This window comes from Polaribacter sp. SA4-12 (assembly GCF_002163675.1).
GTDB lineage: Bacteria > Bacteroidota > Bacteroidia > Flavobacteriales > Flavobacteriaceae > Polaribacter.
This window is the reverse complement of the sequence record NZ_CP019334.1, coordinates 2,777,443-2,800,009: the sequence shown is the minus strand read 5'-3', so window position 1 is coordinate 2,800,009 and position 22,567 is coordinate 2,777,443. Positions and strand designations below refer to the sequence as shown.

At 26.9% G+C, this 22,567-nt stretch carries 27 protein-coding genes; 8 read left to right on the top strand and 19 right to left on the bottom strand.

Annotation, left to right across the window (positions count from 1 at the left end):
* Positions 1 to 238 precede the first annotated feature (238 nt).
* From BTO07_RS12130 to BTO07_RS12065, 13 genes are all read right to left on the bottom strand, one after another.
* A complete protein-coding gene (locus tag BTO07_RS12130) occupies positions 239 to 880 on the bottom strand; it encodes a hypothetical protein (RefSeq protein WP_087521482.1) in 642 nt (213 codons plus the stop codon).
* A gap of 12 nt (positions 881 to 892) precedes the next feature.
* Positions 893 to 1,342 (bottom strand): hypothetical protein, encoded by a 450-nt coding sequence (locus tag BTO07_RS12125; protein WP_087521481.1) that lies wholly within the window; start codon positions 1,340 to 1,342, stop codon positions 893 to 895.
* Positions 1,343 to 1,433: 91 nt separating this feature from the next.
* Complete coding sequence (locus BTO07_RS12120; RefSeq protein ID WP_087521480.1) at positions 1,434 to 1,850, bottom strand: hypothetical protein; 417 nt, start codon at positions 1,848 to 1,850, stop codon at positions 1,434 to 1,436.
* Positions 1,851 to 1,865: 15 nt separating this feature from the next.
* Positions 1,866 to 3,239 (bottom strand): MBL fold metallo-hydrolase RNA specificity domain-containing protein, encoded by a 1,374-nt coding sequence (locus BTO07_RS12115; RefSeq protein ID WP_087521479.1) that lies wholly within the window; start codon positions 3,237 to 3,239, stop codon positions 1,866 to 1,868.
* Between the two features lie 2 nt (positions 3,240 to 3,241).
* Complete coding sequence (locus BTO07_RS12110; protein ID WP_087521478.1) at positions 3,242 to 4,093, bottom strand: ATP cone domain-containing protein; 852 nt, start codon at positions 4,091 to 4,093, stop codon at positions 3,242 to 3,244.
* Positions 4,094 to 4,121: 28 nt separating this feature from the next.
* Positions 4,122 to 4,529 (bottom strand): hypothetical protein, encoded by a 408-nt coding sequence (locus BTO07_RS12105; protein ID WP_087521477.1) that lies wholly within the window; start codon positions 4,527 to 4,529, stop codon positions 4,122 to 4,124.
* Positions 4,530 to 4,540: 11 nt separating this feature from the next.
* Positions 4,541 to 5,395, bottom strand: a complete 855-nt coding sequence (locus tag BTO07_RS12100; RefSeq protein WP_087521476.1) for a universal stress protein — start codon at positions 5,393 to 5,395, stop codon at positions 4,541 to 4,543.
* 71 nt (positions 5,396 to 5,466) lie between these two features.
* Positions 5,467 to 6,306, bottom strand: coding sequence for a universal stress protein (locus tag BTO07_RS12095; protein WP_087521475.1), 840 nt, complete (start codon positions 6,304 to 6,306; stop codon positions 5,467 to 5,469).
* A gap of 21 nt (positions 6,307 to 6,327) precedes the next feature.
* Positions 6,328 to 7,176 (bottom strand): universal stress protein, encoded by an 849-nt coding sequence (locus BTO07_RS12090; RefSeq protein WP_087521474.1) that lies wholly within the window; start codon positions 7,174 to 7,176, stop codon positions 6,328 to 6,330.
* A 114-nt stretch (positions 7,177 to 7,290) separates the two neighbouring features.
* The gene (locus BTO07_RS12085) at positions 7,291 to 7,593 is read right to left on the bottom strand and encodes an HPF/RaiA family ribosome-associated protein (RefSeq protein ID WP_087521473.1); all 303 of its coding nucleotides are present in this window, start codon (positions 7,591 to 7,593) and stop codon (positions 7,291 to 7,293) included.
* A gap of 496 nt (positions 7,594 to 8,089) precedes the next feature.
* On the bottom strand, positions 8,090 to 8,932 hold the full coding sequence (locus BTO07_RS12075; RefSeq protein ID WP_087521471.1) for a universal stress protein: 843 nt from the start codon (positions 8,930 to 8,932) through the stop codon (positions 8,090 to 8,092).
* Between the two features lie 88 nt (positions 8,933 to 9,020).
* The gene (locus BTO07_RS12070; RefSeq protein ID WP_087521470.1) at positions 9,021 to 10,070 is read right to left on the bottom strand and encodes a response regulator; all 1,050 of its coding nucleotides are present in this window, start codon (positions 10,068 to 10,070) and stop codon (positions 9,021 to 9,023) included.
* Positions 10,067 to 11,308, bottom strand: coding sequence for a PAS domain-containing sensor histidine kinase (locus BTO07_RS12065; protein ID WP_087521469.1), 1,242 nt, complete (start codon positions 11,306 to 11,308; stop codon positions 10,067 to 10,069). Before BTO07_RS12065 ends, BTO07_RS12070 begins: the two co-directional genes overlap by 4 nt.
* A gap of 140 nt (positions 11,309 to 11,448) precedes the next feature.
* On the opposite strand from BTO07_RS12065, the gene BTO07_RS12060 reads away from it, so the two are divergent.
* From BTO07_RS12060 to BTO07_RS12030, 7 genes are all read left to right on the top strand, one after another.
* Positions 11,449 to 11,856 carry a hypothetical protein gene (locus tag BTO07_RS12060; RefSeq protein ID WP_087521468.1) on the top strand — a complete coding sequence of 136 codons (408 nt, stop codon included), beginning with the start codon at positions 11,449 to 11,451 and terminating at the stop codon, positions 11,854 to 11,856.
* Positions 11,857 to 11,983: 127 nt separating this feature from the next.
* On the top strand, positions 11,984 to 12,583 hold the full coding sequence (locus BTO07_RS12055) for a WG repeat-containing protein (protein WP_087521467.1): 600 nt from the start codon (positions 11,984 to 11,986) through the stop codon (positions 12,581 to 12,583).
* 8 nt (positions 12,584 to 12,591) lie between these two features.
* Complete coding sequence (locus BTO07_RS12050) at positions 12,592 to 13,476, top strand: DnaJ C-terminal domain-containing protein (RefSeq protein ID WP_087521466.1); 885 nt, start codon at positions 12,592 to 12,594, stop codon at positions 13,474 to 13,476.
* A 2-nt stretch (positions 13,477 to 13,478) separates the two neighbouring features.
* Entirely contained in the window at positions 13,479 to 13,772 is a 294-nt protein-coding gene (locus BTO07_RS12045) for a chaperone modulator CbpM (RefSeq protein ID WP_087521465.1), read from the top strand.
* 118 nt (positions 13,773 to 13,890) lie between these two features.
* A complete protein-coding gene (locus tag BTO07_RS12040) occupies positions 13,891 to 14,475 on the top strand; it encodes a CDP-alcohol phosphatidyltransferase family protein (RefSeq protein ID WP_087521464.1) in 585 nt (194 codons plus the stop codon).
* A gap of 6 nt (positions 14,476 to 14,481) precedes the next feature.
* Complete coding sequence (locus tag BTO07_RS12035; RefSeq protein ID WP_087521463.1) at positions 14,482 to 15,699, top strand: metallophosphoesterase; 1,218 nt, start codon at positions 14,482 to 14,484, stop codon at positions 15,697 to 15,699.
* An 81-nt stretch (positions 15,700 to 15,780) separates the two neighbouring features.
* Entirely contained in the window at positions 15,781 to 16,245 is a 465-nt protein-coding gene (locus tag BTO07_RS12030; protein WP_087521462.1) for a pyridoxamine 5'-phosphate oxidase family protein, read from the top strand.
* A gap of 34 nt (positions 16,246 to 16,279) precedes the next feature.
* On the opposite strand, the gene BTO07_RS12025 is transcribed toward BTO07_RS12030, so the two are convergent.
* The 4 genes from BTO07_RS12025 to BTO07_RS12010 form a co-directional block, all read right to left on the bottom strand.
* Positions 16,280 to 16,786, bottom strand: coding sequence for a hypothetical protein (locus BTO07_RS12025; protein WP_087521461.1), 507 nt, complete (start codon positions 16,784 to 16,786; stop codon positions 16,280 to 16,282).
* A 218-nt stretch (positions 16,787 to 17,004) separates the two neighbouring features.
* Complete coding sequence (locus BTO07_RS12020) at positions 17,005 to 17,994, bottom strand: MlaD family protein (protein WP_087521460.1); 990 nt, start codon at positions 17,992 to 17,994, stop codon at positions 17,005 to 17,007.
* A 15-nt stretch (positions 17,995 to 18,009) separates the two neighbouring features.
* Complete coding sequence (locus BTO07_RS12015; RefSeq protein WP_087521459.1) at positions 18,010 to 18,786, bottom strand: ABC transporter ATP-binding protein; 777 nt, start codon at positions 18,784 to 18,786, stop codon at positions 18,010 to 18,012.
* On the bottom strand, positions 18,783 to 19,565 hold the full coding sequence (locus tag BTO07_RS12010; RefSeq protein ID WP_087521458.1) for an MlaE family ABC transporter permease: 783 nt from the start codon (positions 19,563 to 19,565) through the stop codon (positions 18,783 to 18,785). The genes BTO07_RS12015 and BTO07_RS12010 overlap by 4 nt, the downstream gene beginning before the upstream one ends.
* Before the next feature lie 318 nt (positions 19,566 to 19,883).
* On the opposite strand from BTO07_RS12010, the gene BTO07_RS12005 reads away from it, so the two are divergent.
* Positions 19,884 to 20,804, top strand: a complete 921-nt coding sequence (locus tag BTO07_RS12005; protein WP_087521457.1) for a L,D-transpeptidase — start codon at positions 19,884 to 19,886, stop codon at positions 20,802 to 20,804.
* Here BTO07_RS12005 and BTO07_RS12000 read toward each other — a convergent pair whose 3' ends face one another.
* A complete protein-coding gene (locus tag BTO07_RS12000; RefSeq protein ID WP_087521456.1) occupies positions 20,805 to 21,815 on the bottom strand; it encodes a 2-hydroxyacid dehydrogenase in 1,011 nt (336 codons plus the stop codon).
* A gap of 6 nt (positions 21,816 to 21,821) precedes the next feature.
* Complete coding sequence (locus BTO07_RS11995) at positions 21,822 to 22,460, bottom strand: hypothetical protein (RefSeq protein WP_087521455.1); 639 nt, start codon at positions 22,458 to 22,460, stop codon at positions 21,822 to 21,824.
* Positions 22,461 to 22,567: the final 107 nt, after the last annotated feature.

The following is a 22,567-nucleotide window of genomic DNA, read 5'->3' as shown; positions in this document are numbered from 1 at the left end:
TTCAGTTTAAATTTAAGTTGTAAGTTACATAAAAATGCTTTCTAATATTTATCTAAGTCCAAAATGGGGTTGTTTTGGGAAGCTTTTAACAAAAAGACCAACCTATATAATTAGAAATGAAATACGTAAACCTTCTCAATTATAATTATTTTTAGCTTTATTTGATTTCTAAAGAACAAAAAAAAATCCAACCAAAAATGATCGGATTATTCTTTTTCATAGCAATTTTAGAAGTTCATTATTCTATCTCCATTTTCTTCAAAAGATTTTCTTCCTCTAAAGTAAAAATCAGCAAATTCACATAATCATCTACAGTTTCTTGTATAGAAGAAGGATCAACAATATCTATAGATCCTTTCCAAACTAATTCTCTTTCTTTTATAGGACAAATACAGTATAATGAGGTTTCTGCATGGTAAATATTAAACTTCCTATTATAGTCTGGATTATAATAAATTTCTTGATTCTTATAATAATCATCTTTAAATCTTATATCTAGATATTCTTTATTTTTAAACGTTTTTGTATAAGCTACTTTACTTTCTACTCCTTGAATCTTTGTAAATAAGATAGCATCAAAATAACTAGTTGCTAAAATTTGCTCAACAATTCTTAGCTCTAACTTAGATTTCTTTTCAGCTGTAAACGTTGGCTCAAATAACTCTAAACTCATTACAGCTTCTACACCCCTAGCTTCATATTCATTTTTTAATTTTTCTTCAAATTGTTTTCTAGCTTCAATATTAGAAGTCATACCAACTATTAACACTTTATTTACAGAAAGTGAATCTATTGTAGGGTTTTTCCATCTTTCTACAAGCTCTGTAGTGGTACAATTCATTAATAATAATGCCGATAGTAAAAAAAGAAATTTTTTCATCTTGTGGTGTTTTTATTCTATATCTATTAGCTTTTTTTGTTTCTCATTTTTCTTAATTTTTTTTAGAATATCAAATAAATTTGCTTTTAATTCTCTGTGTTTTTTTAAATGATTTTTAAACGACATTAAGAGTGCTTTATGTTCCTTTTTATAGGCTTCTTCTTTTTCAGGATGCTCTATTTCAAGAACTAAAACTTCAAGATTATTTTCGTGTTTTTGAACCAATTTATATAATTCTTCATTGGTTTTTTTTAATTTACTTAAAGTATCAATGATTCTTTTACTTTTATAATAAGCCTGAACATCAATTAATTGAATTGTATTCCAATTTACTAAATCTACAAAAAACAGATATTCATCTTTTAAAAACGCTAACTCTAAAAGCCATTCTTTTGAATCATTGTGCATATCTGCTGCAGTTAACCATTTTATAAAATTCGGATTTTCTTGTTTTGTTTTCATAATGACTTTTTTAATTTAGACGAAACTTTTACTCTTTTAAATTTACATTTATAAAATGATAAATATCAGATTGTTACATTGTTTTTGAAATTTAACCTTTTAACACACTTTCTAGATATTGAAATAATTGAATTTTAAAACTGGTACATTCAATAAAGAATTTTTGAGTTTTTTCTTCTAATTTATCATGACCTTTTATAAAAAAATTATCGCAAAACAAGTCTTGGCATTCAATTTTATTTGTAATTGAGTTTGAGTGCAAATTAATTTCTTTTAATAACTCTAAAGCTTCTTTTTCTGTGGCATTAATACCTTTCTTATACTTCTCTAAGTTTTCAAATAAATTGATTGTTTTTGATTTATAAATTGATGCCTCTAAGAGATTCTTATAAAATTTATATTCAATAATTTCTTCTTCTATTCTTGTTTTAAATTGAAGCATATTATACTTTAATTCTTCAATAGATTTATTTTCATTAAAGCATTTATAACTGTTTTTTGCCTCCATTTTATTAAGTATTAATTAAACCATCACCTCTTCAATACTATCTAGTTTAGGGATAACTACATTCCAATTATAAGTGTCTTTTATTTTTACTCGAAAAGCATCTAAAGCAGTTGGCTCTCCATGAATTAAAAATACTTTTTCTGGAATATTTTTAATATTTTTTACCCAGTTTAACAAATCTTGCTGATCTGCATGAGCTGATAAACTATCTATACTTATAATAGTTGCTTTTATAGGATAATATTTGCCATAAATACGAATTTCATGAGCACCTTCTAATAATTGTCTTCCACGAGTTCCTTCTGCTTGATAACCAACTAATAAAACAGTTGTAGAAGGTTCTTCTATTAATTGTTGTAAATAAGTTAACACTCTACCTCCTGTTACCATTCCGCTTCCAGCAATAACTATTTTAGACCTTTTATTATCAATCGTTTCCCAGGTTTCTTTATAAGATTGAATAATATTTATGTGATTACACATTTCATTATACGATTCCATCGATAACTTATGCCAATTAGGAAAGCGTTTAAAAACATCTAAAACTCTATTTCCCATTGGGCTATCAACAAATATTGGAATATTAGGAATCTTATTTTCCTTATACAATTTCCATAAAATATACATCAATGTTTGCAAGCGTTCTACTGCAAAACTCGGAATAATAAGGTTTCCTTTATTCTGAATAGTGTCTCTAATAATATTTGCTAGTTTACGCTCAACATCTTCTTCTGGATGCAGTTTGTTACCGTAGGTACTTTCAAGAAATAAATAGTCTGCCCATTCAGGAGTTTTTGGGTCTTCTAAAAGATAATCGTTACTTCTACCAATGTCTCCAGAAAATACAAAACGTTTTCGATTAATATCTAATTCTATAAAAGTTGCGCCGATAATATGACCATTATATTGAAAACGATATTTAATGTTTTCTGATAAAACAATCCACTTATTTTCTACTTCTACTTCAAATTGATTTATTGTTTTTTCTGCTTCTTCAATTGTGTAAAATGGTAAAGCAGGTTTATGAGAAGAATACTGCTCTTTGTTTGCTTTTTCTGCTTCTTCCTCGTTAATTTTAGCACTGTCATTCAAAATAATCTGAGCAATAGCTAATGTTGGTGCTGTACCAATAATTTTGCCTTTAAAACCTTGTTTTACCAATCTTGGCAAATAACCAACATGATCTAAATGACCATGAGTTAATAATACAACATCAATCTCTTTTACATTTACAGATAAGTTTTTCCAATTAAGCTCTCTAAGTTCTTTAACCCCCTGAAACATACCACAATCTATAAGTATATTTTTTTCTGAAGTTTCAATAATAAATTTTGAGCCAGTTACAACACCTGAAGCTCCCAAAAATTTGACTTTTACAAAATGTTCCATTTTTAGTGATTTTTACCGTTACACAACTGCTTTATTTCATTTAATATTTTTTCTTTTCTGGTTGTAGAAATCTCTAAATGGTCTAAGTAAAAAACGTCATTTATTAATTCTCTACATAAAACGATATTTCTATTTAATAAAAACTGTTTTTCTCTATTTGTAAGTAATGTAGATACTGTTATTGGGTACAATCCTAAACGATCTATTCTGTCTTTTAAAGCATCATCTTTTGGGTAATCCCAACTTAATAAATACAAACCACAACATTTACCGTATGCTAATGCGTCTTTTGTAAATCTAGTATTAGTTACCACCCAACATTCTATTAATTTATTTTTATTTTTTGTGCTTTTATCCCATTGTGCCTCCACATCTAAATAACGAGAGTTAATGTATAAAGGAACTTTAACGTTACAATTAAGACCTTGCTCTCCATGAAACTTACATTCTACAATTGTAGTTTCATTGTTTTTCTTTGCAATAACATCTATTTCGTGAGCAACACACTTACCGTTTAAAATTGTTCCTACTTCTATGTTGTATCCAGAATATTTTAAAATTGAGGCAACAAACCTTTCAAAAGGAAAACCAGTTGGTCCTAATTCGTAAATAGCTTTTTTAAGTTTGTATTTAGAAGCAAAATAACTTTTCTTCTTTTTGAGTAACGAAAAGGCTCTATTATAAATTTCTTTTGTTGATATACCTTGATATAAATCGTCTCTTACTTTATCTATAATTTGATTTATAATAGCATCTTCTGCACCCGTTTTTTTTAATGAAGCATATAGCTTATTAGTAGAAAACTTTACTTTTTCTCCAGAATATTTTATGATATCTATGTCTTTATCATTCATATTTAAAAATCAAAAAATTATAAACAAACTAGTTCGATTTAAAGAAATCTCTAACCCATGCTTTTACTTGATTGTCTGTCATACTATCTGCTATTTGAACAGCTTTTACTTTTGCATTAATATCTTTATAAGAGTCTTCTAATTCTTTTTTTAATTTATCTTTTGCTTCTGCTGGTCCAAAAATTAGAATTCCATCTGCATTTTCTATTTCTAAAGCTATTTCTTTAAAATATGCTTTAAATTGATGCTTTTCTCTTTCTAAATATTTACTATCCTGTATTACATCTTGAGGTCCTCCTTTAAAACGTGTTCCAGATCCTCCATGAATATGAAAGTTTTCTATGTTCGATATAATTGTTTCAAACACTTCCATATCATCTGTTAATTTAAAAATAAGTGCTTTGTCTTTGTCTAACCAAATTCCTATGTTTTTCATCTTATCTGTTTTTAGTTTCTTAAATCGTGCATTACAAGTACCGGAACTTTAGAATTAAAACCCATTTCTTTAACTAATGGTTGTGTTAATTTACTACTAAAGAAAATATGTTTTTTATTTATAAATGCAACCATATCAGCATCTCTACTTTCTACAAAAATGCTAATTGCAGACTCTAATGAATTAATACTTAATTCGTGAAAAGAATGAGGTACATCTTCAAAAATTTCTTTAAGCATTTCCTTATGCTCTTCTTGGTTTTTATCTAGTTTTCTTCCTTCAGAAACATGTAATACTTCAATTTTCGCGTCGCATTTTACAGCTATTTCTATTAAATAATTTAACTCACGTCTTTTATAATGTGTTTTATAACTTGTTGGAAATACAATCTCTTTAGGTAAATTATGTTTTGCTTCTTTTGGAACAACAATTACGGGGCAATTTCTAACTTTTTCCATCACATAAATTGCTGTACTTCCATAAGCTATCCCTCTAGAATTGCTTGCTCCTTTAGTACCCATTACTATCATTTCAATATCTTTGGTTTCAACAATATTCTTAATTGCTTGTAATGGGTTATTAAAAGTTGAAATTGTTTCAATATGATGATTAGGGTTATTATATCCCTGTACATCAAGTAAATCAATAATTTTATTTAAGCCTTTTTCAGATTCAGATTTTGCTGCTTCGTATAACTCGCTTCCAGGTTCTAAACGAGCAAGACTTTCCATTATATTTCCTGTAGCGTAAAAAACATTTAAAAGATAAAAATTACAATGATCATTTTTATAAAGCTCTAAAGCATACTTTATAGCATGCCATGAATTTTTTGAAAAGTCTGTTGGTAATAATATTCTCCGTTTCATAATTTGTTTTGTTATAGATTCTGGTATAAAATTAACTAATGATTAAAAAAAACAAAATGACCTCAATCAGTTTAGTTCTTTTTTGTCCCTGAAGGAATTACTAAAAAAGGGGTATTTAAATGAAAGCCTATTTGATTAATTTTTGATTTAAAAAATAGATTTTCGAAAAAAGAATGTTTATTATTAATCATAACTAACAAGTTAATTTGCCTACTTAATTGAAATTCAGAAATTGCTCCTGTTACACTTTCATTATTTACGCTATGAAATAAATGGGTAACATTTTTGAATAACTTGGCTAATTTTTGTTTATTTTCTTCTTGTTCATCAGATAATTCATACCCATCAGAAACATTTAAAATATTGATTCTTGAATTATGAGTAACAGCTATATCTATAATTTGCTTTACACGATTTTCATTAAAAGAAACATCATAATCTGATGGAAATAAAATTTCATTCGGAGGTTCAAAAATAAAATCACTAGGTATTGCTAACACAGGACATTTTGCGCTTTTAATTACATGTACAGTATTAGATCCAAATAAAATTTCGCCTAAACCAGTTGCTCCTTTGGTTCCCATAACAATAAGATCCATTACATTTCCTTCATGAAGCTGTTGTATCTCATTTGTTAAGGTGTTAAATGAAGAGATTTGATTATAATTGTGATTAGGATTCTTAAATTTACTTTCAATTCTTTGCTGAATATCATTTATGTTCTTTTTTGATATATCTCTCATTACTTCAACCAAGCCAAACCTAGAAGTATACTCTAAATTATAAATCATTGGAGTATATGTATTCAGTAAAAAGAAATTACATTTTTCATCTTTAAATAATTCAATTGCATATTGAATTGCATTCCATGAATTATCTGAAAAATCGGTAGGTAAAAGTATATTTTTCATGATATATGTTTTAATAATTTATTAATTCCGTCTCATATTTTGTAACGCCAAAAAAGGAATATCTATGGATAAACTTATTTTATCTACATTATCTTGAAATAGAATATTTTCTAAAAAAGAATGTCTTCTATTTATCATAACTAGAATATCTGTTTCATAATTTTTTATGTACGAGTAAATTTCGTTTGCAATATTTTTATCTTTTGTAATTTTAAAATGAACCTTTCTATTTCTTAGATTTTCTTTAATAAAAGATCGGTTGGCTTCTTGTCTAAGAGATAAATAATTATCGTCTGAAATGTGGAGTATATCTACTATAGCACTATTATCTAAAGCAATTTTATTTAAAAGCTCTAACTCTCTTTGTTGATAAGGCATGCTATAATCTGTAGCAAAAAGAATATGATTTGGTTTTTTATAAGAATAATTTTCTGGAATAACCAAAACAGGGCATTTAACATATTTTAAAACCTGTAAAGTATGGCTTCCAAAGGTTCGTTCTTTATCATTTGTTTTACCATGAGTTCCCATAATAATGAGATCTATATTTTTTTCATCCACAACTTTATCTGCCTCATCAACAAGAATGTTATTGGCAGATAAAATTTTAAACACATGTTTAGAATTTGGCGAAAGCTTCTTAATTAGCTTTAGCGTGTTTTTTAGTTGTAATTGAGAGTCTTTACCTACAGTTCTAATAACCTCTTTAATGACTTCTTTAGTAATAGGAGGTTTACCTAAATAAATATCTTCTTGATATGCATGTAAAATATAAAACTTGCAGAACTCATCTTTAAATAATGCAAAAGCATAATTGATAGCATTTATTGCATTTTCTGAAAAATCGATAGGAATTAATATCTTTTTCATTGTAAGTATATTTAAGGCGTACCTAAAGCTACACCTATATTTACAATAAGACAATGACATTCATCAGATTAAGAAAGTTTTTTTAATTAATGAATATTTAAACCTGTATTTAATTTACATATAAGGTTTTGTAATTCCTTTTCTCTTTTTTAATTGTATTTGTAAATCTTTTATGGTGTTTTTTACAGCAAGTTCATAATTTTTCTCATTAGAAGAAGCAAACAACCTTGGTCCTGGTGCGCTTAACTCTATTTCACAAATTACCCCTTTATCTTTAGAGTCATTTTCTTTTTTAAAGAACACGTTTGCTTTAATAATTTTATCAAATTTTTTAACCAAACTATCTAACTTACTTAAAGTATAAGCTTCCATAGTTTCACTTGTAGACATGTTAACAAACTGAATATTTACTTTCATCTTTATGGTGTTTTAAGTTATTATAGATTCCCGTTTTTACGGAAATGACAATTTCAATAGAAACCTCGGGCAGAAGCCTAGAGGAATAATTTTTTGATTAAATTAGAACGATAGCATAAGCTATATTTAATAGGTATAATCCTATCAGAAAAAGTAGTGTATATATTACTTGTACAAATTTTATGTTTATAAATTTTAACCAATTTATTGTTTGTTTCGGAAAAATAAAAAGGAACAACCCTATAAGCAATGCAATCCAACCAATTAATGTAATTATAAGTTTCCAATTAGATTCCCAAATATTATGGAATAAAATATTTATCAACCCTATAATAATTGATAAAAATGATAAAATGATTAGAAATTTTTGATCCTCTAAATCATTAAATATTTGTCTTATTCTCTTGGGATTAAAACTCAGTATAACGAAAAAAATAAGTAAATAATATCCCCAAAACTTTGCTAAAAAAATTGAATTATCCATAACTTATTGTTTTTATTCATGTAGTACCAAAAATGGAATATCTGTATGATAACTAATTTCTTCAACTTTATTGTGAAATAGTATTTGTTGAAAATAATTAAGGTTTTTTGCTACCATGGCAATCATATTGATATTTCTGTTTTTAACAAAACCCTGTACAGCATCTTCTACTTTTTTGTTTGTTAAAAAATGAAAACTATGTGAGTAATTATAAAAATAATCTTCTAGTAATTCTTTGCTTTTTTGTTGTTGAGGGTTTAATTTAGAAGATTTTTTAGTAATATTTAATATTTTTAAACACGCTTTATTTTTATCTAATATTTCTGTTATCGGTTGTAAAACATGTAAACCATTAGATAATGAAAAATCTGTAGGAAACGCTACCTCTTCTATCTTATTAAATTTTGCATTTTCAGGCACAACCAACGTTGTACATTTTACTTGAGTAATAACATCTCCTGTATTACTACCAATAATGAATTTACTTAATCCACTTGCTCCTTTTGTTCCCATAACAATTACATCAACTTTTTTTTCTTCTATATGTTTTCTTATAGATTCAATAAAGAAATTGCTATCTGCTAAGGTGTAAAATTTATGTTTTTTACTATTAGGAAATTTTTCTGATATTTTCTTTAGAATTGTTTTTAATTGCTTTTTGGCTTGTTGCACATCTGTATCAACAAGAACATCTTGAGCAGAAGAATATAAATAATCTTCTGTTACAGCATTACTTAATCTAAGTACATGTAATAAATAAAAATTGCAAACTGAGTCTTTATAAAAATTTAAAGCGTACTCAATAGCATTCCAAGAATTGTCTGAAAAGTCTGTAGGTAATAAAATAGTTTTCATTAAAATTCATCTTTGTAATAGACAAATTTATAGTTATAGGGCATTTTAAAAAATGATATTGGTCATATCGACCGTAATTATATCAATATCAGCAGATTTCTTTTAGTTTTTCTAGGTCTAAAATTCTAATAGTTCTGCCTTCAATCTCAATGATACCTTGTTTTTTAAAGCTAGACATTGTTCTAATTAATGTTTCTGTTGCAATACCAGCAACACTAGCTAAATCGTTTCTAGAAATTTTTATTTGCTCTTCTGGTTTTCGATTTAGTTTTTCTGCAAACATTAAAATTGTATTTGCTGTCTTTTTACTTACAGAACTATAAGCCATTTGTAAAAGTTGGTCTTTTACAATTGCCAAATCTTCTGTTAACAACTCTATTAATTCTAAAGTTACTTTATGGTTTTTATCTAAAACGTTTGTTAGTGCTTTTTTAGAAAGACCTACTAATTCTGTTTCCTGAATTGTAGTTGCAGATTCTTGATACGCTAAATTTTGACTAAAAGATGTGTAACCAAACAGATCGTCTTCTTTATACAAAGCAGTAGTAAGTTGTTTTCCTTGCTCGTCTAACTTATGGCATTTTATGAGTCCACTAGTTATTAAATAAATATAATTAGAGTTTTTACCTTCTTTATATATACTTGTTTCTTTAGCATAACGAAAAGTTTCTCCATTATCTTCAAAATAATTTTTTAAATCATTAAGACTTCTTAAGGCTTCTGTATCTTCTTTATTTTCGTCTTTTTTTTCTCTAAGATCTTTTAGGATGGATGCTTTTGCTAACCTACTTTCTATAGCGCTTATCAATTCGTCTTCGCTAAAAGGTTTCGTTATATAGTCATCAGCTCCTAAATCCATTCCTTTTCTAACATCTTTTCTTTCTGTTTTTGCAGATAAAAATATAAAAGGAATATGTTGGGTACTTTCGTTTTTAGTTAAAGCTTCTAGCACACCATAACCATCTAGTTCTGGCATCATAATATCACAAACAATAATGTCTGGCAATGTTTCTTTTGCTACTTCTACACCAATTTTACCATTGGGTGCATTAACAACCTCGTAGTTTGATAATTCTAAAAGTTCTGAAGTGTTTTCTCTTAAAACTACATCATCCTCAATTAATAGTATTTTTCTCATTTTGCTTTATTAATAATCTTCATCGTAAAAGTAGAACCTACATTCTCTTCGCTTTCAAAGGTAATAGTTCCTCCTAAATTTTCTAAATGGCTTTTAATAATATTTAAACCAATTCCTGTTCCTTGACTTAATAAAGCATTTTCTGCTCTAAAATAACGATTAAATATATTTTTCTGATCTGCTTTCGGAATTCCAATTCCTTTATCTATAATCTTAAAAGTAGTAAACTTATTATCTTGTTGTATGTTGATGTTAATCTCTGTATTTTCTGGCGAATATTTAATAGCATTATTTACTAAATTAGATAAAGCTAGTTCTATTGTTTTTTCATCTTGCGTTAAAGAAAGTTCGCCTATATCCTCTGGATATTTAATTCTTTGTCCTCCTTTTAAAAGCATATTTGCATTATAAATTACCTCATCTACAACTTTACTTAGTTTAAATGTTTGAAATTTATAATTTATTTTACCTGTTTCTAATTTTTCGACAGATAAAAAGTCATTTAGAATATTATTTAAATAATGAACTTTATTGGTAATAGTTTCTAAATGCTTATCTCTTTTTTCTTGTTGTTCCGCTAATTTATACTTACCCAACAACATTGTAGATGTTAAAATACCACTTAAAGGTGTCTTAAATTCATGAGAAACTAACGACAAAAACTTTGTCTTTAATTCATTCAATTCTTTTTCTTTCTTTAGAGCATCTTTTATTTGATTCTCCGCTTCAATTCTTTTTTGGTTTTCTTCATCTAACTCAACATTTACAACCTTTAACTCATTAACGGTTTTACTTAACTCTTTTGTTCTTTCATTAACCTTCTTTTCTAGCTCTTCATTTAATTTATAGATTTCTTGTTCTTGTTGTTTTCTAACAGAAATATCTATAACTAAAGCCATTACAAACGTTTTTCCGTAAATTTCAAACGGATTTAAACCTGCTTCTAAAGGAAAAACATCTCCGTTTTTTCGAGCACCATAAAGATCTCTCCCATTTCCCATCTGCCTTTTTTCCTTATTTTTCATAAACCCATTAAAATGAGCTCCATGACCAGCATGATAATTTTTAGGAATTAAAATATCTAATTTTTGTTTAACAAGTTCATCTTTCTCATAACCAAACATTTTTTCTACAGAAGTATTTACAGAAACTATTTTTTGCTGATCATCAACAACCACAACACCTTCAGAGACTGCTTCAAAAAGTACGTTAAAAATATCTTGCTCTTTATTTAGCATTTTGGTAATAAATTATTGGGTTAAATAAGGATTTAAAAATACTACATTTTATGTAAAAAATGTGGTTATTTATGACTTAAGTCATAATTTAATAACATCTAATATTTTAACTTTACTCATATTCATAAATTCATAAGGTTATGAAACCTTCACAAAATACAGTTATTTCTTTTTATGAAAATCTTGGTAAATTATTTTATGCAGTAGCTGCAGCAGATAATGTTGTTGAAGAAATTGAATTTAATGTTTTAAAAGAAATAGTAAAAAATAAATGGACTAAAATTGATTCTATTGATGATGATTTTCATTCTGATGCAGCATATAAAATAGAAACCGTTTTTGATTGGTTAAATAATGAAGGTTTTTCTAATTCTGAAACTTGTTATAATGAGTTTTTAGAGTTTAAAAACGAGCATCCTTCTTTGTTTACAAAAAGTATTAAAAGTCTTATTCTACAAACAGCTACAAAGATAGCTGCTTCTGTTGCCGATTTAAATAAATCGGAATTAATGCTAGTTGCAAGACTTAGTATTGAATTTAAAAAGTAAATAGTTATTACCATAACGCTACTGTAGTTGATAATAAAATCAACCAGAAAACTCTACTCAAAAAAGTAGTCCTCTATACCTCTTATTGCACGATAATTACAAGATTTAAACTTAAAATATTTTAGTCATGAAGAAAGTTGTACTATTATTTATTCTAATTCCTTTTTTAGGATTTTCTCAAATCACTGATAAACTTGATTATATTTCTCCTTTTAATGAAGGTTATTCTGCAGTACAAAAAGGAGATCAATGGGCATTTATCAACCATAAAGGAGACATTGTTATCAACTTTAGAGATGACTTAGTTTTAACAGAAACAGACAATAAAAAGTATCCTATTTTTATAAATAAAAGATGTTTAATTTCAGAAATAAAAGATGGAATCTCTTATTTTGGATTTATTGATACCTCTGGGAAAACAGTAATTAAACCTCGGTTTTTAAATGCAACTAATTTTTATACAGAGTTTGCAATAGTAATTAAGCTATACAAAGAACCTTTAGGTGAAAATGATGTATTAAAAAAACATGTTGTACGATATGAAACTACAGAAGTTTTAATTAATAAATCTGGTGTAATTAAACATAGCTTAAATGAACCAAAAGGTCTTCTACTTTTAAAAGAATATTTAAGTAAACCTCCAAAAATATACAGTAAACTTATTGAAAAAAATTTATATTCTATTGTAGGAAAAGATAATAAATTAATGATTAAAATAATAAAATAACTTAATCAATGGCATCTGTAGATTATTATAAAATATTAGGAATTACTAAAAGTGCTTCTGAGGGTGATATTAAAAAAGCCTACAGAAAAATGGCGCGAAAATACCATCCAGATTTAAACCCAAATAATAAAACTGCTGAAAAAAAATTTAAAGAAATTAATGAAGCAAATGAAGTTTTAAGCAATCCAGAAAACCGTAAGAAATACGATAAATACGGTGAGCATTGGAAAAATGGAGAGGCTTATGAACAAGAAAAACAACGGCAACAACAATATCAAAGAAGCTCACAAGGTTCTTCTGGTGGATATTCTCAAGAAGATTTTTCTGACATATTTGGAGACATATTTGGAGGTGCTTCATCCGGAAGAAGAACAAACGCTAGGTTTAGAGGGCAAGATTACAACTCTGAGATTCAATTAAGTTTAAAAGATGTTTACAAAACTCAAAAACAAGTTATTACTGTTAATGGAAAAAATATTAGAATTACAATTCCTGCAGGAGTAGAAAACGGGCAAACTATTAAAATAAAAGGTCATGGAGGAAAAGGTGTAAATAATGGTCCGAATGGAGATTTATACATTCAGTTTTCAATAATAAACAACACAAAATTTAAAAGAGACCATAACAACTTACACCAAACAATAGATTTAGATTTATATACTGCTTTATTGGGAGGAGAATTAATGGTTGATACTTTTGATGGAAAAGTGAAACTTACAATTAAGCCAGAAACAGAAAACGGAGCTAAAGTTAAGTTAAAAGGCAAAGGTTTTCCTAAATACAAAAAAGAAGGTCAGTTTGGTGATTTGTATATAACATATCAACTTAAAATTCCTACCAAATTAACCGAAAAAGAAATAGAATTAATTAAAGAATTACAAAAACTACGCTAATTATGGAAACTCAAAATTTAATATCTATACAGCGTTTTTGTGAACATTATAGTATTCCTATTCATTTTATGAACGAATTAAAAGAATACGAATTAATAGAAACTATTGTAGAAGACAATGAAGATTATATAAAAATAACGCAGATTAATAAAGTAGAAAAAATAATTCGTTTACATTATGATCTCAATATAAATTTAGAAGGAGTTGATGTAATTTCTGGGCTTTTAAAACAAGTAACCTCTTTGCAAGACGAAATTCTAATATTAAAAAATAAATTACGTTTTTATGAAGATTAATTCTTGATTTTATTTACGAATTTCATGAATTTCGAAAAAATGTAAATCAAGCTTTTGAAGTGATGTTTGTCATTTTCCAAAAGAATAATATCTCCTATTTTTATCAAAAAAAACAAAAATGCTAGCTTTTAAAAATTTTAACATTGCAGATTGGTTTTCTTTTTATAGAATTTTTGCAGCTCCATTTTTACTACTCTTAATTTGGTTTGATGCTCAGTTAGTTTTTACATGTTTTTTATTAATTAGTTATTTAACAGATGCAATTGATGGTTATTTGGCCAGAAAACTAAAAATTACAAGTGCAAGAGGTTCTCAATTAGATTCTTTTGGCGATCAAATAACTTTAATTATTGGACTTATTGGTTTATTTTCTTTTGAAAAAGAATTCATAAAAACAAATATTACATTAATATTAATTGCATTTATCCCTTATATTTTTCAAATGATAATAGCATTTCTAAAATATGGAAAAGCGACTGCTTTTCATACCTATTTAGCAAAAACATCTGCTGTTTTGCAAAGTGCATTTATTCTTTGGTCTTTATTTTTTAATCCTGAATATTCATTATTTTATATAATGATTGTTATAGGGATTTTAGAAACTATAGAAGAAATTTCTTTAATATTTATGTATAAAAATTGGGTTTCTGATGTAAAAAGTATTTTTTGGGCTTTTAAGGATAAACGAAGAAAACTAAAGTAATCTCTTATGAAAAGCTACTCTTTATTTACAATTTCACTATTGTGTTTCGCAATTTTCATTGTAGATACTTTAGCTTTTTATTGGCTACAATCTATTACACAATTGATCACTTCAGAAATTCTAAAAACTACAATAAATGTAATTTTCTGGATTTTTACGATTGGTTTAATCGCCTTAATAATAATTCTTAAAGTTACTTTAGATGATATAAATCCAAAGAGAAAACACCTATTAGTTTCTTCTTTATACGGATTAACTATTTCTTCTTTTGTTCCTAAATTTATATTTGTTGTTGTAATTTCAATACTGTTTTTTTCTAACTATGTCTTTTCGGAACAAGAATCATTAATTATTGTTCCAGTTATTGGTTTGTTTTCTGGGTTTCTTCCCTTTTTTGTAATTATGTATGGTGTTTTTAGGTCTTTATACAGATTTAAAGTACATCATGTTACTATTAGATTTAAAAACCTACCAACTTCTTTTAACGGCTTAAAAATTGTTCAAATATCAGATCTTCATTTAGGTAGTTTTAATTTTAAGTATCGCATTTTAGATAAAGCTATTAAAATAATTAACGATTCTAAACCAGACTTTATATTTTTTACTGGAGATTTGGTTAATAATTATGCTTGGGAATTAAGAGGTTGGAAAAAAGTATTCGAAAAATTAGAAGCAAAACAAGGTAAATATTCAGTTTTAGGGAATCATGATTATGGAGATTATAGTCAATGGAATTCTACAGAAGAAAAGCAAGATAATTTTGAAAAAATAAAACGATTTTATAAAAATATTGATTTCAAACTTTTGTTAAATCAATCTGAAATAATTGAGTTAAATCAACAAAAAATAGCAATAATTGGAGTTGAAAATTGGGGAAAACCACCTTTTAAACAATATGGAAACCTAAACAAAGCGCTAAATAATGTTGCAGCAATTCCTTTTAAAGTATTATTATCTCACGACCCTTCACATTGGACAGAAGAAGTTATACAGAAAACAACTATTTCATTAACCCTTTCTGGTCATACACATGGAATGCAAGCTGGTTTTCAATATAAAAAAATGAAATGGAGCCCTATTAAATACAAATACAAACATTGGGCAGGATTGTATCATAAAAATGAACAGTATTTATACGTTAATCGTGGTTTAGGTTGGCATGGTTTTCCTGGTAGATTAGGAATGAGACCAGAAATTACAGTATTTGAGTTACTGAAAAAATAAATTTACCAAACTGATCTACATCATTTTTATTTTATTGTATTAAAAATATCTTAGCAACTCATTTTACCTAAAAATTGCACTATGATAACTGATTTAAAAGACAATAAATGTGTAAACCTATTAGCAAATAATTATGTAGGTCAACTTGGTTATATTTATATTGGCAGACCTTTTATTGTACCAATGACTTATTATTTTGATAAGGAAAATCATATTATTATTGGTTATTCAGAAAATGGACACAAAACAATGTCGATGAGAAAATACAGAAAAGTTTCTCTACATGTTTCAGAAAAAGAAAACAATGATAACTGCAATTCTGTTTTGGTTCATGGTCTTTATAAAGAATTTTCTGGCTCTGAAGCAAAAAAATATTTACATGAATTTACAAAGGGTATTAAAAATCTTATCTTAAGAAAAGAAGAAAAAAACTTAGATTGTATTAGCGATTTTTCACATAAAGTAAATACTCAAAAGATTCCTATTATATTTAAAATAACTATTGATGAAATGACGGGTAAAGAAATTACAAGAAAATATTCTTAAACTTTCACCGTTTTTAAGATAGTGTCTATAAAAATTATATATCTACATTATGTTGAAAACCTAACTTGGCTCTATAAGATGGAACTTCCCATTTTATCATTTCTTTTAAAAACTCGTCTACTTTTTCAACAATAAGTTTCACTGTAATTTCTGTAGGATTATAGACTCCAAGATCTAAGCTAGTGTTTTCTAATTGTAATTGATCTACAAAAGGAAAAAGAACCAACACATACACATCTCCACTATAAGATTGTGAAAAAACTAATGCGCCTCCTTGTATAAATTGATATGCAGGAATCTTATTTGTACAATCAATAAGATCTGAAGGAAAAGAATCAAATATAATATTTACAGCTTCATTGTTGTAAATCCAATTGAGTTCTTGTACTTTCCAACCTATACTATAATTTTTAGCAGTATTTTTTAAGGTCTTAATTATTAATTTTTTAGTACTATTTTCCCATTGTGTCTTTTTATCAACAACTGTTTTAATAGATTTTCTATAGTCATTAACGCGCTCTTCTAAATGTTCTATTTTCATAATCTGTTTCTTTAATAAAAAAGTTTTTTATTAAGATATAAAAGAAATGATTAAATAGTAATTCTGAAATGATTTTCATCATCTTTTATTAGCTCTAAAAGATTAAGTTAGAATTACGAACTTAATCATTTCTTAATTTTAAGCTATTTATTAGGCGAGATACCCTTTTTTGGATAGAGAGGAATATGATTTTGACACTTAACTTTATTTTACTAGTTTTAGTTATTCTTTTTTTTTATTTTTTTCTCTTGTCTCTCTAGTTTTCTAAAATAACCTCTAAAGAAAAAGTTGTGTTTTAAAGCTTCCATATTCTGATCGAATTTATCTGTACCTTGATTGATGTTGTCTAACGTAGATTTTAAACTATTTACCATTGTGGTATCTTTTATAATATAGTTTAAAGCTCCTTTGCTTGAGTTAATATCATTTACAACAGTATTCATATTACTAACAACTTTTTTAATTTCTATACTTGATTCTTCAATGTTAGCAACAATATTTTTTAGTTTTTGACCAGAAATTGAATCATTTAATAATACACCTAAAGTAGTTTCATTATCTGTTTTTAATGTAGTAACAAAACCGTTTAATTCATTAATTGATTTTACAGCGCCTCTACTTGCAATTTTAAGATTAATAATCGTCTTTTTTAAATCTTTTGCCATAATAGTATCGTTTAGTAAAGCACTCAAAGTCCCTTTACCTTCTATCATTGCATTTGTAATTTTTAAAAGATCAGATGTAAGTATTGCAGCATTTTCGTTAGTAACACTTAGCGTACTTAAAATATCATCTGCTCCAATTTTACTATAAGATTCTATAGTATCTCCACTACTAATAATTTCTGCGGTGCCTTTTCCTGGTACTATATTAATAATCATATTACCAACCAAACCATCTGATCCAATAGTTGCAATAGCATCTTTCTTTATATGATTAATAATTTTTTTATCTATATTCATATCTACTTTTATGGTAGAATCATTAACCATTAAAATATTCTTAACTGTTCCGATATTAATTCCAGAATAACGAACATTATTTCCTTTTTGTAAACCATTTACATTTTGAAAATTTGCACTTAGAGTATAGGTTTTATTAAACAAATTTTGCTTCTGACCGATTAGGTATACTGCGGCTACAAATAGTATGGTCGATAATATAACAAAAAAACCTAATCTTACTTTTTGTGAGTTTGAATTTTTCATCTATTAAAATTTAAATTATTTAAAAAACGCTTTTATTTTTGGGTCATTAGATGCAGATAATTCTTCAAAAGTTCCTTCAGCGTAATTAGTTCCATCAATTAATAAAATCATTCTCTCAGAAATAACTCTTGCACAATCTACATCATGCGTAATTATTAATGATGAAGTGCTGTATTTTTTCTGAATATCTTGCATCAAAATAATGATTTCTTTTGATGTAATTGGGTCTAAACCACTTGTTGGCTCATCATATAAAATAATTTTTGGTAGTAAAATAAGTGTTCTTGCTAAAGCAACACGTCGTTTCATTCCTCCAGATAATTCTGATGGCATTAAATCTATAGCAGCTGCCAATCCAACATTTTCTAAAGCTTCAATAATCATTTTATTAGTATCTATATTACTTTCAAATTTATTGGTATGTCTTCTTAAAGGGAATTCTAAATTTTCTCTAACTGTCATGGAATCGTACAATGCACTTCCTTGAAATAAGAAGCCAATATCTGCTCGTAAATGATCTAATGCTTCTCTATCTAACTTAGTAATATCATTATGCATTACAGAAATAACGCCACTATCTGCTTCCATTAATCCAACAAGACATTTAATCATAACCGATTTTCCTGAACCTGATTTTCCCATAATTACCAAATTTTCACCTTGATAAAGTTTCATGTTAAATCCGTTTAAGACATTGTTATCTCCAAAACTTTTATACAAATCTTTAACTTGAAGAACAACTTCACGTTCTTCAAATTTTTTATGTTGTTTTATGTTGCTTTTTGTTTTCATAAGTCAAAGAAAATATCGGTTACAAAAACAGCTATAAAATCTATAAAAAATAATAACATTGACGTAAATACTACTGCCGAATTTGCTGCTAAACCCACTCCAACGGTTCCTTTTTCGCAGTAATAACCTTTAAAACACCCTACAATTCCGATTGCTAAACCAAAAAAGAATGATTTAACTGTTGCAGGAATAATATCACCATATTCTAATGAATTAAAAACTTGATTAAAATATAATTGAAAAGAAACATTTCCTTTTAAATTTTCAACTAGATAAGAACCATATAAACCAACAGCATCTCCAACAATTACCAATAACGGAAGCATTATAGTAACAGCCAAAACTCGTGTAACAACAAGGTATTTAAAAGGGTTTGTGCCAGATACTTCCATTGCATCAATTTGTTCTGTTACACGCATAGAACCTAATTCTGCCCCAAGACCAGAACCTATTCTACCAGCACAAACTAACGCAGTTATCATCGGTCCTATTTCTCTTACAATAGAAATTCCAACCATAGATGGCATCCAAGATTCTGCTCCAAACTCCATAAGTGTTGGTCTTGTTTGTAATGTTAACACCAAACCAATAATAAAACCTGTAACACATACAAGTAATAATGAACGGTTTCCCATATTATAACATTGACGCAAAAACTCTTTAGATTCAAAAGGAGATTTAAATACTTCTTTAAAAAAACGTCCTACAAAATAAGAAAGCTCTCCTATTTCCATAAAGAAAGCTTTTAACTTAACTTCTATTTTTTTATACCAAAACATTCGTTTAATATATACTTCTACCAAATATATTCTAAATCAACTATGTATCAAATGACAATCATCATATTACTATGTTGATATACTTCACTTTAAGAATAACAATTTTGCTTCATTTTAATTTTGATAAAATTCAGATTTACTTTCTAAATGTGCTCAATGAAATAATAAACTTCTTTTGGGAAAAGGTAAAATTGTAAAAAAAATTAACCGATAAAGAAGTTTTAACTCACTATAATTTAAGGTGACTGATATTAATCATTTGAACCCTCTTTTATTAAACATAACTTAGCTAAAGAACGTTTCTAATTCATTGAAGAAATGAGACATAAAATAAAATTTTCTGTAATTATCTTTTTGCTAATATGTTTTAATATTAGTGCTAAAAATACTTTTGCTCCTCTTCAAATAAAAAATATTATAATTCGTACTATTTCACCGAAAAAAATAAAAGTTAAAAAAGATATTACTGTAGAAAATTATTTTCAGTTTTTAGATTCTATTGTTATAAAATATGATTCTTTAACCACCTACAAATTAACAGAACACCTTTTAGTAAGAGCAAATCCCTGGATTATTAATACCTTAAAAAACACTGATTATTATCTAATGAAAGAAAAAGATTCTTTTGTTTATAATCAGAAAAAAATGATAGTTTTAAAAAAAGGAGATCAACTAATACTACCAGACTCTAAATTAGCAAAGAAAATATATACTTCATTTGAGAACACTAAAATTGATATAAATATCCCTGAATTTAAACTTCGGATTTTTGAAAACTCTGAAGAACTTTTTAGTTTTTCTGTTAGAGTTGGAAGAAATCAAAAAAAGTATCTTAAAATGGCAGGAAGAGTTTTAGATTTAAGAACCAAAACTGGAGAAGGTACAATTGTAAGACACGAGCGTTTTCCTGATTTCTATAATCCTGCTAACGGACATCAATATTATCTAACAAATAGAGATGATAAAAAAGTAACAAAATTACCTCAAATTCCTTTTATAGAAACTGAAATTAATGGTTTACGTTATGGACAATTAATACACCCAACAACAAATCCTAAAACATTAGGAAAAGCCTATTCTAATGGTTGCATTGGTACGAACGAAACAGATATTTGGATACTTTATTATTACGCGCCAATAAACACTAAAATAATAATTAGATATGATTTAATAATTAAAGATTCTGTTAATGGTGGTAATATAATTTTAAAAGATATTTATGGTTACAGTAAGAAATAATCATTTTTTCTTACTAACAATCTTTGTTAGTTCATTTTCTGTTACTCCATTTTTACTCCAGCAATCTAAATTATAAATGGTTGTTTCTGCAATATTTGTTAGCGCTTCATCAGTTAAAAAAGCTTGATGACCTGTAATTAGTACATTAGGCATTGCGTTTAATTTAATAATCATTTCATCTGTAATAATATCATTAGAATGATTTGTAAAAAATAATCCTCTTTCTTTTTCATACACATCTATTCCTAAAGCTCCAATGATTCCCCTTTCTAAACCTTTAATAACATCTTTTGTATTTAAAACGGCACCTCTTGCAGTATTTATTATTACAACACCAGGTTTCATTTTATCAATTAAATTTTTATCAATTAAATGATGCGTTTCACTATTTAAAGGTACATGTAGTGAAATAATATCTGAGTTTTTACAAAGAGCTTCCAAAGACTGATATTGCATTCCATATTTTTTTGTTAATTCTTCATTTTTAACAACATCACAACCCAATAATTCACATCCAAAACCATGCATTATTTTAGTAATAATAGCACCTATTTTACCTGTACCTATAATACCAACTGTCTTTTCGTTTATATCAAAACCAATAAGATGATTTAAATCAAAATTGAACGATTTTACTCTCTTATTTGATTCAATTAATTTTCTATTTAGTGTTAATAATAAACCCACAGCATGTTCTGCAATTGCATAAGGTGAGTAAGCGGGTACGTTTGCAACTCTTATTTCAATTGTATTTGCTGAGTTTAAATTTACATTATCATGTCCTACAGATCTTAAAGTGATATATTCTACTCCAAAATCTTTTAATTTTTCTATTACAATTGGTGAAGCTTCATCTGCTGAAGAGATTGAAATGGCTTTATACCCAATAGCTTTCATTGCAGATTCTGAGGACAATGATTCTTCTAAAAAAGTAAATTTATGTTTTTTACAATTCGCTTTTTCTAAATAAGGAATTTCAAAATCTTTAGCACTGTATATAAGTGTTTTCATGAGTAACTATTTGTTAGATGCAATGATGCCTTCTTTTTTTAAGGATTTAATAATAACGTTTACATATTCGTTAACAGTTGTATTTATTGAACTAGGTTCTATTATTTTATTGGAAATAACCCAGACTAACGATTTATCATTATTTTCTTTTAGTTTGTATAATGAAGTTTCTACGTGATAAATTTTATATTTATTATAATAACCTGTATCAAAATATACGGCTTGATTTAAATAATAATAACGTCTAAAAGGGTGTCTTCTGTAATAATAATTGGTGTAATAATTATTATTGTAGCTTACTTCTTCATCTACTCCTTTAACAGCAGAAATTAATATTGCATCAAAACCATTTTTAGTAATTTTTTCTATTTCTTCCTGAATATTTTCTTCTGTTTGTTTTTCATTTGTAAATTTAGGTGTAAACATTTCATAGCTTTCTCTGGCTTCAATACCTTTCAAATTTAGCTCCTCTTTTAATTCCTCTTCAAAGATTCTTCTTGCTGTTAAGTTTTCTGTAATTCCAATAATTAATACTTTTTGAGGTTTAAAATCTGCATGGTTTTTACTTTTCCAACTGTCTATTGTTTTAATTGATGAACAGCTAAAAAAGATTGTTATCACTAAAAGGTATATGAAGTTTTTCATGGTATTTTGTTTTCATCTCCTAAATTATTAAAATTAAAAACTTACACCAATGACCCCAATCAGTTAAACATCTTAAAATCAAATAATTTAACTTAACAGAAAAACCC

Bases quoted from the DNA above. Each gene is read 5' to 3' on its own strand.
- BTO07_RS12085 (WP_087521473.1), bottom strand. From the start codon at position 7,593: ATGAAAGTAAATATTCAGTTTGTTAACATGTCTACAAGTGAAACTATG.
- BTO07_RS12015 (WP_087521459.1), bottom strand. From the start codon at position 18,786: ATGAAAACAAAAAGCAACATAAAACAACATAAAAAATTTGAAGAACGT.
- BTO07_RS12070 (WP_087521470.1), bottom strand. From the start codon at position 10,070: ATGAGAAAAATACTATTAATTGAGGATGATGTAGTTTTAAGAGAAAAC.
- BTO07_RS12110 (WP_087521478.1), bottom strand. From the start codon at position 4,093: ATGAATGATAAAGACATAGATATCATAAAATATTCTGGAGAAAAAGTA.
- BTO07_RS12030 (WP_087521462.1), top strand. From the start codon at position 15,781: ATGATAACTGATTTAAAAGACAATAAATGTGTAAACCTATTAGCAAAT.
- BTO07_RS12025 (WP_087521461.1), bottom strand. From the start codon at position 16,786: ATGAAAATAGAACATTTAGAAGAGCGCGTTAATGACTATAGAAAATCT.
- BTO07_RS12010 (WP_087521458.1), bottom strand. From the start codon at position 19,565: ATGTTTTGGTATAAAAAAATAGAAGTTAAGTTAAAAGCTTTCTTTATG.
- BTO07_RS12060 (WP_087521468.1), top strand. From the start codon at position 11,449: ATGAAACCTTCACAAAATACAGTTATTTCTTTTTATGAAAATCTTGGT.
- BTO07_RS12055 (WP_087521467.1), top strand. From the start codon at position 11,984: ATGAAGAAAGTTGTACTATTATTTATTCTAATTCCTTTTTTAGGATTT.
- BTO07_RS12020 (WP_087521460.1), bottom strand. From the start codon at position 17,994: ATGAAAAATTCAAACTCACAAAAAGTAAGATTAGGTTTTTTTGTTATA.
- BTO07_RS12075 (WP_087521471.1), bottom strand. From the start codon at position 8,932: ATGAAAACTATTTTATTACCTACAGACTTTTCAGACAATTCTTGGAAT.
- BTO07_RS12115 (WP_087521479.1), bottom strand. From the start codon at position 3,239: ATGGAACATTTTGTAAAAGTCAAATTTTTGGGAGCTTCAGGTGTTGTA.
- BTO07_RS12090 (WP_087521474.1), bottom strand. From the start codon at position 7,176: ATGAAAAAGATATTAATTCCTATCGATTTTTCAGAAAATGCAATAAAT.
- BTO07_RS12125 (WP_087521481.1), bottom strand. From the start codon at position 1,342: ATGAAAACAAAACAAGAAAATCCGAATTTTATAAAATGGTTAACTGCA.
- BTO07_RS12005 (WP_087521457.1), top strand. From the start codon at position 19,884: ATGAGACATAAAATAAAATTTTCTGTAATTATCTTTTTGCTAATATGT.
- BTO07_RS12045 (WP_087521465.1), top strand. From the start codon at position 13,479: ATGGAAACTCAAAATTTAATATCTATACAGCGTTTTTGTGAACATTAT.
- BTO07_RS12105 (WP_087521477.1), bottom strand. From the start codon at position 4,529: ATGAAAAACATAGGAATTTGGTTAGACAAAGACAAAGCACTTATTTTT.
- BTO07_RS12040 (WP_087521464.1), top strand. From the start codon at position 13,891: ATGCTAGCTTTTAAAAATTTTAACATTGCAGATTGGTTTTCTTTTTAT.
- BTO07_RS12100 (WP_087521476.1), bottom strand. From the start codon at position 5,395: ATGAAACGGAGAATATTATTACCAACAGACTTTTCAAAAAATTCATGG.
- BTO07_RS12050 (WP_087521466.1), top strand. From the start codon at position 12,592: ATGGCATCTGTAGATTATTATAAAATATTAGGAATTACTAAAAGTGCT.
- BTO07_RS11995 (WP_087521455.1), bottom strand. From the start codon at position 22,460: ATGAAAAACTTCATATACCTTTTAGTGATAACAATCTTTTTTAGCTGT.
- BTO07_RS12000 (WP_087521456.1), bottom strand. From the start codon at position 21,815: ATGAAAACACTTATATACAGTGCTAAAGATTTTGAAATTCCTTATTTA.
- BTO07_RS12130 (WP_087521482.1), bottom strand. From the start codon at position 880: ATGAAAAAATTTCTTTTTTTACTATCGGCATTATTATTAATGAATTGT.
- BTO07_RS12120 (WP_087521480.1), bottom strand. From the start codon at position 1,850: ATGGAGGCAAAAAACAGTTATAAATGCTTTAATGAAAATAAATCTATT.
- BTO07_RS12065 (WP_087521469.1), bottom strand. From the start codon at position 11,308: ATGCTAAATAAAGAGCAAGATATTTTTAACGTACTTTTTGAAGCAGTC.
- BTO07_RS12095 (WP_087521475.1), bottom strand. From the start codon at position 6,306: ATGAAAAATATACTTTTACCTACCGATTTTTCAGATAATTCATGGAAT.
- BTO07_RS12035 (WP_087521463.1), top strand. From the start codon at position 14,482: ATGAAAAGCTACTCTTTATTTACAATTTCACTATTGTGTTTCGCAATT.